The following is a 12,424-nucleotide window of genomic DNA, read 5'->3' on the forward strand; positions in this document are numbered from 1 at the left end:
AGATCTCGATGTCGGTATCGCGGCCCTTGTCATTAACATCGTTTTCATGTTCGTTGTTAGTGCATTTACTAAAACATCAGTAAAAATAAAGACAGAGATGAAGACAAAAGCGGTATAACCGTTATCGAATAGCCAGCCTTTATCAAACGGGTTCACTTTTTAAGTGAAAACAAGATCCTAAAGGTTGAACAAGAGGCGTTTAAAGTTTAGTTTAAAAAACCTAACCACTTATCTCCAACTAACCTACAAAGGATGTTTCTTTGTAGGTTTTTTCAATACCAAAGCAAAATCTATATTGATTATTATTGTTGAGAGGACACGCAATTTTACGTGTCTTTTTTAAGGGGGCATATTGAAAGCACAAATTTTCCATAATTGTGGTTATTCCTTTACATCTTTATATGGGTAAAATTAATTTGCCTGCCGAGGCCCAAGATTTGTTTAAGCTTGATAAATTTAGGAATTATCAGGTAGTTGAGAAGATAACTAGGGTGGTTGGAGATTTTTCGGATTAATTGTGGTGAACCGTATCATAAGTAAATGAGGTTTTTGAGGGAATATAAGAATCTAAACATTGAAAAACATTTAATCTATTTAATCCAGTTTTTAAATTGACTAGCACTGTGAAAGGATGTTGACAGGCTAATAAAGCAAAAAGGCTGACTAAAAAACAGAAATTTCTTTTAGCCAGCCTTTTGGATTATGCAGTTTTGGAAATGATTTGGTTATTTTCTAATAAGGCCCTTGATTTATCATTAGCGGGCTGGTAACCTTTTCAATTAGTTCTTTTATGTATAATTTATTTTAATAAAAGAAAACACAATCCCCGTTACAGTTGAACCAACCCCCAGCGTAATGATCCAAATACTCCGCAATTAAGCATTATAATAGCCCATTTTAAATCTCCGCGGAATAACGCCGTTAGAAAACCAAAGAAGAAAGTAGTCCAACTTAAACCAACTTTAACTTGCTTTGTTAATCCTCCAGAGTTTTTTAGTTCAGCTTTCAAAACCCCCTATGTTAATGTAAAAAATCCAGTAAATAAAAATGAAAAAATTGGGCTGTAAATGAGCCAGATAAATATGAGAAAACCTCATTTAGATTACGAAGAACCATATCATAAGTAAAAGAAAGTTTCTTTGTGTAATTAAAGCCGGCTGCGATCAGCAGTCGGCTTTATATTTATATCCTGTTGCAATTATCGAATCACCGATTTATCGGGAAACGGCATTGTTTTATACTCTCTGCAAACAGGTTTTTAAACAAAACCTTCTAGTACAATTTTACCAATCGTCCTATTGCTCTCCAAAAATTTGTGGGCTTGACGGAGATTTTCTGCTGAGATCGGTCCAAGGACTTCGGCCAGTGTTGTCTTTAATTTTTGATGGTCCACAGCATCAGCAATACAATTAAGCAATAGATGCTGCTCAATCATATCATCTGTTTCGTAAACAGGGCGAGTAAACATAAACTCCCACACGAAGGTGACGCTTTTTTGCTTAAGCAATTTGAGGTCCAGCTGAGAGGTTGGATCATCAATTGCGCACACAACTCCTTGCGGAGAAATAGCTTCGCTAATACCGGCCCAGTGTTTTTCCAAAGCATTCAGGCAAAAAATGTACGGAACGTTTGTAAATCCAATTGCTTGAAGTTGTGGAAGGAGTGGGTCATGGTGATTAATTGTATAGTCCGCGCCCATTGATTTAACCCAGCTAACAGTTTCCGATCGGGAAGCAGTCCCGATTACAGTAAGCCCCGCTTGTTTTGCAAGCTGAGTGGCAATGGAACCTACACCCCCGGCTGCACCAATGATCAGCAGAGCCTTTCCTTTGTTAAGGCCCGGATCTTGGGAAATAGACATTCGGGTAAATAACGCTTCCCAAGCTGTAATGGAGGTTAGGGGAAGAGCTGCGGCTTCCACAAAACTTAAGGAAACAGGTTTGCGCCCAACGATTCGTTCATCGACCAGATGGTATTCACTGTTTCCGCCTTGTCGTGCAATACTGCCAGCATAAAAAACTTCATCTCCCGGACGAAACAATGAACAGTCCGGTCCTGTCTCTTCGACGACTCCTGCTACATCCCAACCTAGAATTTTAGGAACTTCCTCAACTCTTTCCTTAGGAGCTCTTACCTTTGTATCAACAGGGTTGACCGATATGGCCGCAACTTTGACCAAAATGTCACGACCCGTTGCTTTTGGTTTTTCTACAACTACGTCTACCAGGCTTTGGGGATTGTCAATTGGAAGGTAACGAGTTAATCCTACCGCCTTCATTGTATTCATGATGGACCACATCCTTTCCTTATTAGTATACCCGTTATTAGTAATGACTTAAAATAATTACTATTAGCCTATAGTTTCTAAGCATCAGTGAAATTTAGTGTTAATATAGATGTGAATGAGGTGTTAATAGTATGGAAGATATAACATTAAGTTCACTGCTGGACGTCATTGGTGAATTATTTTCGGATGAAATTTCGATTGCTGTTTCTAATACAAAAGAATATATCTACTATCGGCCAAGTAAACGAATGAATTTGAAAATTAGCGCCGGAGATCCTATAAAGGAAGGAACGATTGCCCATGAAGTAATGGTGACGAAGCAAAAGGTCTCAGAGTTTATTAACAGAGATATTTTTGGTATTCCTTATCTTGGAATGGCCAGCAATTCCTGAAACCCCCATAAGTTTTGAGGGAGAAGTTATAATGGATAAAGGACCAAAAAATGATTACAAGTAGATTAGAATTATATAAAATTTGAAAATAAAATAGCTAGACAGAGAGACTTTTAATCATTATATGTCATGTCTAGATTCTTTGTTTATCTGGGAGTACTTGACTCAAGTGGAAATAAAATGGTTGGTTTTACCAGATGTTGATTTGGATTCATGAAAATAATAACAAGTCAAAGATACCAAGTGATGAATAATTATTTGCATATTTTTGGCCATCTCTCCTGTTTCTTAAATTTGGAATCTACGTTATTTTATGTAGATACCGACCCCATCATCTAGATTTTTCTAATTTTTTATAAAGAATTTTTGTGAAAAAAAGCGAAAGAATGGAACCTACTAGTAAAAGTGTCATATCCCACTGGGCGTCCCATATGTCTCCTTGCATACCTAAAAAATCTTTTGTGGCTTTCCCTTCTTTCCCTATTTTTGTACTTGCCCACTCAATGATTTCGTAGAAAGCACCGATTGCTAATGTTATACATAGAGCAATAAAATTTGTCGTTTTACTTTTCAATAAAGCTGTTTTCCTTAATAATATCTCTATTATAACTATGACCATAGCCCCCTTAAGAAAATGACCGAACCGATCATAGTGGTTTCTTTGTAAATCAAAATAATCTTTGATCCATGAAAAGAGAGGAACTTTGGAATAAGAATAATGCCCTCCTATAAACGTTAAAATGACAAGAAGGGTAATAATGACATAGGAAACAGTGGTAAGGCGAAACTGATTGTATTTTGATACCAAGAATATTAAAACTAATACAGAAGGTAAAACCTCCATTAATAAAACCATATAACCTTCCTCAGGTTTAATCAGGGACCAAATAAGAACAAGCATAACAACAAATAACAAGAAAAAATGTATCGAACTACCTTTTTCACGTGCCACTCAAATCACTCCATCAGAAAACAAGATGGATTTAGTATTTGCTAAACATTTAAATAGTATAGTAAGTGGTATAGGTTTAAAATTGTGAAACCTCATTTTGATACATCACGGTGAACCGTACCATAAGTAAATTAGGTTTTTAAGGAAAAAATTACTCTTATAGAATTAAAAAGATGGAAATCAGCTGAACATGGTTTTTGCTGCTCTCATCCATTGATGAAGTAAAATTTCGAAAGTCTAAGCTGATTGTCGCCGGATAAATTTTTCTTTAGTGCGTTATTATAGCCCAAGTAGGATGACTACTGGGCCTAAATCTTTTTATGATTTTTAAAGCTTAAATAGTTAAGTGATATTGATAAGAATTAGGCTGGTAAATCTTTATTTGCTTTTTTCATAGATTGGCTTTTCTATGGATTTCCTACCTAGAGAAATACGTATCTGTGTTTTCCTACCCTTTTTATGATTGCTGGGCAGGTGGAGCCGCCACTGATAACGAATAGCAGACATGCGTAAAGCTATAACAATAAGGACAATCAACGTCAACTGAATGGGGGTGCTCCAACCCAGCCAAATACATATGGCACATAAAATTGTTAAAATCGCATGAATTTCTTCCTTTAAAGCAAGGGGTTTTCGGGCAGCGATGATGTCACGAATCATACCCCCTCCAACGCCGGTAAACATCGACGCCAAGACCATTACGCCCAAATCATTAGAAAAAACCTCTTGGGCTGACAGTGCTCCTTGAAGAGCGAAGGAAGCAAGACCAATGGAATCAAAAAATAAACTCCACCGCTTCCAATGATTAATCCACTTTAGCGGTAATAATACGATGAATGTCAGCGTCATTAAAACCGTTAAAATGATGGAATGGTCCCAAAGCTCTGAAACAGGGACACCTATAATCAAATTTCGTACGAGCCCTCCCCCAAAGGCTGTGGTTAAACCCAATGCGTAAACCCCAACAAAGGAATATTCTACTTCAAGGGCTACAAAAGCCCCGCTTGCTGCATATGAAATAATTCCGATAAAATGAAGGACTATCCAAGACATTCCTTTAAAATACCTCCTGATATATAATTTATTTTCCTAATCTCTTCACACGCAAATACGAAGGTTGGAATATACCTTGCAAGAGAGAAAAACATCATTTTCCATTTTTAAACAAAAAACTCCACCACAAGAAATCGTCTCAACAGACGACATTTTGTGGTGGAGTAATCAATTAGCATTGCCTACTAATAAATCATTCCATTGGGAATAATAAATAGAGTTCTAACAAAAAGTTTTATTAGTGCTCCATCATTAAATTTGTCTAAATTTTGTCCAACTGCATTGATTATACTCCTCTCAAGCAGAAAAACAAGAAAAATTTAGGACTGGTTGAATTTTTTATAGACTTTGTTGTATAGTATCGAGTTGTTAGGAGGAGAGAGCATGGGGAAAAAGGAAACAGCGTTTAATGATATTGTACGGAAAATGCGAAAAGAGATTTTTGGAAAGGGACCGGAGCGAATTTTTACTCACTTCGTGGATAATATGGCTATCACAACCATGTATGGTATCCTAACTCCGACAGAAAAATTTATTGCACAATCCCAAGAGGGTAAAAAAGTAATTCATAGTGCCCGAACCGAAATGATTCGGGATATATATAAGCAGAAAATACCTGAAGGAATGGAGGAAATCGTAGGTTCAAAGCTACTTCATTTATTTTCGGATGCAAAGATTGAAGAGGATATGGCTGTATCAGTTTTTATTTTTGAAAAAACGATTGAGTAATAACCAAGGGGATTTTTTGCAAATAAAACAGAGCATCATTCAAAACGCTGAAAAACAATTATTTTAGATGATACTATTTGTTTAGGGTGTTTATTCTATTAATTTGAAAAACCTCATTTAGATATGTCACGGGGAACCGTATCATAAATAGGTGGGCAATCGAATCATTTAAAAAAGTTAATGCACAAAAAAACTGCAACCCCTTGGTAACTTAAAGGGATTGCAGTTTTTTGTACATAAATTGAGATCCTCAGGATAGCCTGGTGTTGGCCATGTTAGTTTAATATTTTTACTTTTAATTGTTTTATCCCAAAATTAATTGCATCTTGCTCTGAAGGAATAAAGACATCAATTCGATTTCCTTTAATGGCTCCACCAGTATCTCCGGCGGTTGCTTCACCATAGCCTTCTACATAAACTTTACTGCCAAGCGGTATAACATTTGGGTCAACTGCGATGACTTTTGCATTTGGATTTGCTTTTAGGTCTATTCCAGTAGCCGTAGTACCTGAACATCCCTCACACGAAGCCGTATAGGCTGTAGCTTTCACAGTAATTTCACTTGAACTTGTATTACTAGTTGATGCAGCTTCTACCTCAGGTTCACTTTCCTTTGGTGCCTGCGATGCAGGCTTTGCAGATGCTACATGTGCCACCTGCTTGATTGTTTTTTTTGTTACAACCTTAGTAGTAGTATTATTTAAACCTTCATAGATTAATAGATTTAATCCAGGATGGATGAGATCGGTAGTTAATTGGTTCCATTCTTTAAGCTGCGCAACAGTTACATGATAATTCATGGCTATGTCCCATAATGCGTCACCTTTTTTAACAGTATAATGTTTTTCTGGAGCAATGGTTAAAACATCCCCAGGGTGAATAAGATCAGTAGTAAGATGATTCAACTTTTGGATATTTTCTAAAGATGTATTATTTGCGCGTGATAGTTCCCAAAGGGTATCCCCTTTTTGTACAGTAATAGTTGCAGCTTGTACATTAGCACTTACAGTTACTGAGAGTACAGCAACTGCTAAAATTGATAGAATTCTTTTAAGCATTCTTTTACCCTCCATGTTCTTTGGTTGCTAAATTTTCTAAATAGTAACATAGAATTTTCTGAGAAAAAGAACAGGGAGATGATAAATCGATTACATCCGTGGCATTTATATTGCAATAATACTTATAAATAAACGAAAAATCAGAAAATGTTTTTTCTAAAAGCCCCATTCAAAGTAAAAAGCCCGGTAGATTCCAATTAATATTTCTTTAAATTACACGATTCAATCTCCTTCATTTCATGGCATTCTATTCCATAAAAGATTGTTTCTGGTTTCATTAAAAAGCTGTAATATACAAAGGTATGAATCATATTTGTATGTTACAGCAAGTCAATTACGCTCCATTTAGGTATAATGGATAAACAAGCCATGGTGTAAAACTAGCAATAGATAAATGGCAAGTTCGCCAAAGAAAGGTATCCTTTTATGTCAAAATCTAAAAAATCCATCTTGAAACCACTTATTTTGTCAATCCTATTGTTCCTTATTATTCTAGTTGTTGTTATTTATGTTTTTGATAAGGACGGGGACGGGAAACAGTCCACAACGGAGAACCCACAACAATCCGTTGAACCTTCACCCAATACTCCAGCAGAATTAGATGAAAGTAAAAATCAGAAACTGCATGACTATATTAATGAACTTTTTTCCTTGGCAAAGGAAGGAAAAGTGGTCGGTATCCCTTTCGATTCGGGTAAGGCTAAGAAGCAGGAAGTGCATAATAAATGGGGAGAACCGAACCAAACAACAGAAACTGCAAGTGGTAGATACGAAGAATATGAGAATCGACATGCCGTCATTGGATATCTGGGTGAAGTTGTCTCGGATATCAGATCATATGATCCTAAATTACAAAAAATCCGGCAAAATGAAATCAAATTAACGTGCGGAGAACCTGATGAGATACGGTACTTCAAAGATGAAACTCATGACCAAATCATTCTGGTTTATCAGGTTAACCCTTTAACAGAATTAAAGTGGATCTTACCAAAACCAACCGAGCAGGAGCCGAATCCAAAAGTGGACCATATTTCAGTCTATACACAAGTAAAAAATCAAGCCGAGCAATCTACTCCACCTGACCAGCAAAAGACCATAGCTGACATGAGTTTAGATGAGAAAATTGGGCAAATGATTTTCGCAGGTATAACTGGCACTATCATGGATACAAATACAAAAAGTTTATTAACGAAATACAAGGTTGGCGGGATTATTTTTTACAAGGATAATTTAATAGACCCAACACAAGCCGTGCAGCTTTTGAATCAAATGAAGTCTGAAAATGACCAGAAGGTGCCGCTTCTATTAGGAGTGGATCAAGAAGGTGGGCGTGTTACCAGGCTCCCTGGTGGATTGATTAATTTTCCAACCAATAAAGAAATTGGGGTAATTAATAATTCTCAGTTTTCCTATCAGGTGGGGACGATGTTAGGGAAGGAATTAAAAGAATTTGGTTTCAATCTTGATTTTGCTCCTGTGCTGGACATCAACAGCAATCCAAAAAACCCGGTTATAGGGGATCGATCATATGGGAATAATTCTGAAATTGTTAGTAAGCTTGGTATTCAAACCTTTAAAGGTATACAGTCGCAAAACATTATCCCAACGATTAAGCATTTTCCAGGTCATGGAGATACGTCTGTTGACTCCCATCTGGAGCTGCCAATTGTGAATAAAAGCCTTCAGCAACTAAAAGAGCTCGAATTAATCCCGTTTGAGCAGGCAATCAATAGCGGTGCTGATGTTGTTATGGTTGCCCATATCTTATTGCCCAAACTGGATGCTGATTTTCCATCTTCCATGTCCAAAAATATAATAACAGGGATGTTGAGGCAACAGTTAGACTATAAGGGTGTTGTAATAACGGATGACATGACGATGAAGGCGATTATCGACCATTATACGATTGGCAGGGCTGCCGTTGAATCAGTCAAGGCTGGCAGCGATATTATTTTAGTTGGACATGGTTATAACAATATAGTGGAAACCATTTCTTCTTTAAAAATCGCTGTCCAAAAAGGGGAAATTACTGAACAAAGAATAAATGAAAGTGTAAGTAGAATTTTGAAGTTAAAAAAGAAATATGAAATAAATAATGCAAAAGTGAAAAATGCGAATATAGATGAAGTAAACCAATCAATAAAAAAACTCCTGGATGAGTATTCAAAATAATTGTTAGTATATTTCAACCAGGCAAAAAAACACCGTTTGGATTAGCATAGGTCCAAACGGTGTAACTATATTAAAAGAGTTTAAGAGCAATGATTTAGTTATGCACCTTTTTTATGATTTATTTGGACATACTTTGATCGATTAAACAGATACTCTTTTATTGAATTCGTTTGATGTTTCGCTTTTGCGACAAAGAACGGATTCAAAATAATAATCGTTAATAAGTTTGCTGTTAATCCCCAAAATCCTTCATAAATTCCATGTGCGCTGTTTGTTGCGTAAACTGTAAAGGTTGTTGTTAATCCGACAAGCAATCCAATCGTTGTGGCCTGTTTCGTTTGATTTTTCCAGAATAAGCTGACAACAATGGCTGGGAAAATTTGAACCATACCTGACACACCTAAAAGCTGCAATGATACGAGTGCCGTAGGGAATAGTAAGCCAAATAATAAGGCAAGACCAATGACAACGAAGACCATCGAACGTGTGACGAGTGTTAATTTGGCGCCTTTTACGTTCGGATTGATTAAATCACGATAGATATTGTTGGCAAATAAGTTGGATGCACCGATGGCCATAATTGAGCATGGAATTAACGATGCTAAGGCAATCGTCGAATAAGCTAACCCTTGTCCGATACCACCGTATGAAACTTGAATCAGATTTAAAAAGGCAAACCTTGGATTGCTTCCTTCCGGTAACACATGGAATGCTACAAAGCCAAGGAAAATAACCAGGATTAATACGATATTATATAAAGGCAGGAATATCGCATTTTTTCGAACGGCATCCGCACTTTTTGCGGTAAATACGCCTGTTGCCCCGTGGGCCCACATAAATAATGCCAAAGCCGAAATAAGCGATGCTGTCATAAACCAAGGAATACCTTTCGGGCCGGATGTTGGAATCGTCAATAGTTGTGGTGATTCCTTGACGAAGGTATCAATCATCGGACTCCAGCCGCCAAAATGGATAATCGGCAGAGAAACGACAAGGAATAACATAATTGCCCAGACGAGAACATCCTTAATGATGGCTGTATAGGTTGGGCCTTTGATTCCGCTAAAGAACGTAAACAGGGCGACAAGCAGGAAGGATGTAATCACGACTACCTTGACATTGATATAGCCTGTTCCAGCTACTTGAAGCGTATCTTGAATGCCGGCTAACTGCAGATCAATATATGGGATCAGCATTAGTACGCCGACAATAGCAATTATAGAAGATAGAAGTTTACTGCCAAAACGTTCTCGCGCATAATCCGCTAATGTGGTCAGCTTGAATTTATTCGCTACTTTCCATAGTTTAGGAAGGTAAAAGTAAGAAACAAAATAAGCGATGATACAGTAAGGAATCGCAAAGAAGGCCAGACTTCCTCCTGCATAAGCTGTACTTGTTAGTCCTAAAAAGGTATAAGCTGTATATAAATCTGCTCCTACTAAAAACCAAACCAGCAGTCCGCCGAAGCGTCTGCCGCCAACCGACCATTCCTCTACTGAACTTCGCGACGATTTATTTCGTCCTGCTATAAATCCAATTAAAACAACGGTTATGACAATGAATGCTGTGATTAACAAAGCTGTTAAATTTCCCTGTTGCATTAGTCAAGACTCCCTTCTGATTTATCGAGTTGATAGATCCCTAATGTGCATAACGGTGTTAGGATGATCCATAAAAATAGCCAAAATTGAAGAAAAGGTAATCCTAAAATAATTGGGTCAATTCGATTGACGAAGGGCAGTACAACTAACTGCGAAAGTAATGGGAGTATGATTAGTAATGATTTCATGAATTTTTTGCCCATGTAAGAACCTCCTGTTTGATCATAGTTGAGCAATATTAATAAAATAATATTGTTCCACCAATAGTATTGTTGGATAATTTTTTATGTTCGTAATAGTAACAAATTTGGTAAGAGATTACAAGAGAATTATTTAATAATTTATAAAATTCGAATTAACAAACTATTATTTTAATGAATGGTTAGGAAAATCCTCTACTCACTTGTGTTGATTCTTTCAAAATATTTACTTTCAACCATTACCATACTATCATTTAATTGCAAAACGAATTCTTCTTCATGACAGGAGTAGTGGAAATGTTGATAGTTGATTTTATAGTTGATGTAATTGGTGATTTGATTGGTTGTCTAATCGAGGCAGTAATCCCTACTCCGAAGTCTAAATTAGAAAAAAACATCGATGAATTAAAGGAAGAAGAATGGTTTGCCGATTTGGATCAAGATGTTCGATATAATTACATTATTTGGCACAACAATAAAGTAAAACGTTTTTTGAAAAAGCCTGAAAATGTTAAGATTCTTAAAAGTAGTGAATGGGAGCGGGAAAAATTTATTGCGCTTGTTATTAAGGAGCATAAAAGATTTGTGCGGATACGCTGAATTTAATTCCAGGCTGTCATACTTAGATGCTAGAGGAAATAATTAAATATCATTGTAATTGAATAAATATGATCGTCTTTATTCGTTACAATGCAAATAAGATATGAAGAACATAGGTATATTTGAGAAATTTAAATCTATTATGGGATAGGAAGGAGTGCAGAATGGAAGAAAAGAAGGTTACGTGGTTAGAGCTATTTTATGATTTATTATTTGTGGCGGCTGTTGCGGCTGCAACCCATGTTTTACTTCATGTTGAAGATGGATATATCCATACAGAGTTTTTATTTAAGTTTGTGTTAATTTTTATTCCTATCTGGTGGGCTTGGGTAGGGCAAACCTTGTTCGTAAACCGGTTTGGACAAGATTTATTTCACCAGCGATTATTTTTGATAGTACAGATGTTCTTTGTCCTTATAATGACATCAAGCTTATCAGTTGATTTTGATCAATATTATCTTTCCTTTTTAATTGGATATATTGGCTTAAGGGCAATGACAGCAACCCAATATCTTATTGTACAGCGTATAGAAGAGGGATTGCGAAAAATAGCAGCCCGATATTTGGGAAGGTATTTTTGGATTGGAATCATTATATCACTACTCTCCCTCCTTTTTGATTCTTGGCTTCGTTATGCTGTGTTATATGCGGGTATCATTATCGATATTATGGTTCCAATATCTGGACGGAAGTATTTAGTAAAGGTACCCACAAATACGGCGCACTTATTAGAGCGATTTGGTCTTTTTACCATTATTCTCTTTGGTGAAGCACTTGTCAGCACCCTTGCGGTTATTCAACCTAAACAAGGAAATTGGAATTCAATAGGTTTTTCGGCCATATCATTTTTCCTAATAATCGCGATGTGGTGGCAGTATTTCGATAATGTGGAGAAGAAAGTTAACAAATCGATACAAACGATCGGCCAAACCATTATTTACGGTCACCTGTTTATTTTAATGTCTTTGAGCATGATAGCAGCGTCGATTAGACTATTGTTTTTACAAGAAGTCAATTATTCATTTATTCTGTATTTCGTTTTTTGCTCTGTTTTGCTCTATTTCTTGTCAACTACTTTTGTTTTCCACCAATATAGACATAAGCACCACAGATTGAAAATTTATCATTTAGGGTTATTTTTGGGGATTTTAGTAGTCTTTTTTATTATTAATTTAATAGTAGTAGTACCATATATAGTGGTAATAGGGGAATTAACCCTGTTCTTTGTCATCTATGCCAAATTAACAACCACTTAAATTAATTAATTTTATCGGTTGGGAATCATGTTAAGCACTCGATCAGATAAATAAACTGAAAAATTCCGCTTAATTAGTAATTATCATTAAAAATAGCTTAAATAGACGGAGAAATTCCGCCTAT

The 12,424-nt window shown here is 36.3% G+C and carries 11 protein-coding genes and 1 pseudogene; 5 read left to right on the forward strand and 7 right to left on the reverse strand.

Features of this window, described 5'->3' with window-relative positions:
- Positions 1-829 precede the first annotated feature (829 nt).
- Together V7659_RS09950 and V7659_RS09955 are read right to left on the reverse strand one after the other, a co-directional pair.
- Positions 830-1,009 carry a hypothetical protein gene (locus tag V7659_RS09950; RefSeq protein WP_335539794.1) on the reverse strand — a complete coding sequence of 60 codons (180 nt, stop codon included), beginning with the start codon at positions 1,007-1,009 and terminating at the stop codon, positions 830-832.
- 249 nt (positions 1,010-1,258) lie between these two features.
- Positions 1,259-2,287, reverse strand: coding sequence for a zinc-binding alcohol dehydrogenase family protein (locus V7659_RS09955; protein ID WP_335539796.1), 1,029 nt, complete (start codon positions 2,285-2,287; stop codon positions 1,259-1,261).
- A 131-nt stretch (positions 2,288-2,418) separates the two neighbouring features.
- On the opposite strand from V7659_RS09955, the pseudogene V7659_RS09960 reads away from it, so the two are divergent.
- Positions 2,419-2,667: pseudogene (locus V7659_RS09960) on the forward strand (LytTR family transcriptional regulator); the annotation flags it as partial.
- Positions 2,668-3,010: 343 nt separating this feature from the next.
- Here V7659_RS09960 and V7659_RS09965 read toward each other — a convergent pair.
- Positions 3,011-3,631: a DUF2238 domain-containing protein gene (locus V7659_RS09965; protein ID WP_335539798.1), complete on the reverse strand. Its 621-nt coding sequence runs from the start codon at positions 3,629-3,631 to the stop codon at positions 3,011-3,013.
- Positions 3,632-4,009: 378 nt separating this feature from the next.
- Positions 4,010-4,684 carry a trimeric intracellular cation channel family protein gene (locus tag V7659_RS09970; protein ID WP_335539799.1) on the reverse strand — a complete coding sequence of 225 codons (675 nt, stop codon included), beginning with the start codon at positions 4,682-4,684 and terminating at the stop codon, positions 4,010-4,012.
- Positions 4,685-5,068: 384 nt separating this feature from the next.
- On the opposite strand from V7659_RS09970, the gene V7659_RS09975 reads away from it, so the two are divergent.
- Positions 5,069-5,413: a DUF2294 domain-containing protein gene (locus V7659_RS09975; RefSeq protein WP_088087308.1), complete on the forward strand. Its 345-nt coding sequence runs from the start codon at positions 5,069-5,071 to the stop codon at positions 5,411-5,413.
- 275 nt (positions 5,414-5,688) lie between these two features.
- On the opposite strand, the gene V7659_RS09980 is transcribed toward V7659_RS09975, so the two are convergent.
- Positions 5,689-6,471 (reverse strand): LysM peptidoglycan-binding and 3D domain-containing protein, encoded by a 783-nt coding sequence (locus tag V7659_RS09980; RefSeq protein WP_335539801.1) that lies wholly within the window; start codon positions 6,469-6,471, stop codon positions 5,689-5,691.
- A gap of 426 nt (positions 6,472-6,897) precedes the next feature.
- On the opposite strand from V7659_RS09980, the gene nagZ reads away from it, so the two are divergent.
- On the forward strand, positions 6,898-8,643 hold the full coding sequence (nagZ, locus tag V7659_RS09985; RefSeq protein ID WP_335539803.1) for a beta-N-acetylhexosaminidase: 1,746 nt from the start codon (positions 6,898-6,900) through the stop codon (positions 8,641-8,643).
- A gap of 98 nt (positions 8,644-8,741) precedes the next feature.
- Here the strand turns inward: nagZ and V7659_RS09990 are convergent, their stop codons facing one another.
- Positions 8,742-10,244 (reverse strand): sodium:solute symporter family protein, encoded by a 1,503-nt coding sequence (locus V7659_RS09990; RefSeq protein ID WP_335539804.1) that lies wholly within the window; start codon positions 10,242-10,244, stop codon positions 8,742-8,744.
- Positions 10,244-10,447 (reverse strand): DUF3311 domain-containing protein, encoded by a 204-nt coding sequence (locus V7659_RS09995; protein ID WP_144550181.1) that lies wholly within the window; start codon positions 10,445-10,447, stop codon positions 10,244-10,246. The genes V7659_RS09990 and V7659_RS09995 overlap by 1 nt, the downstream gene beginning before the upstream one ends.
- Positions 10,448-10,741: 294 nt before the next feature.
- On the opposite strand from V7659_RS09995, the gene V7659_RS10000 reads away from it, so the two are divergent.
- Together V7659_RS10000 and V7659_RS10005 are read left to right on the forward strand one after the other, a co-directional pair.
- A complete protein-coding gene (locus V7659_RS10000) occupies positions 10,742-11,044 on the forward strand; it encodes a hypothetical protein (protein WP_335539805.1) in 303 nt (100 codons plus the stop codon).
- A gap of 164 nt (positions 11,045-11,208) precedes the next feature.
- The gene (locus V7659_RS10005; protein ID WP_335539806.1) at positions 11,209-12,300 is read left to right on the forward strand and encodes a low temperature requirement protein A; all 1,092 of its coding nucleotides are present in this window, start codon (positions 11,209-11,211) and stop codon (positions 12,298-12,300) included.
- Positions 12,301-12,424: the final 124 nt, after the last annotated feature.

This window comes from Neobacillus drentensis, assembly GCF_036966985.1.
Taxonomy (GTDB): Bacteria; Bacillota; Bacilli; order Bacillales; family Cytobacillaceae; genus Neobacillus; species Neobacillus drentensis_E.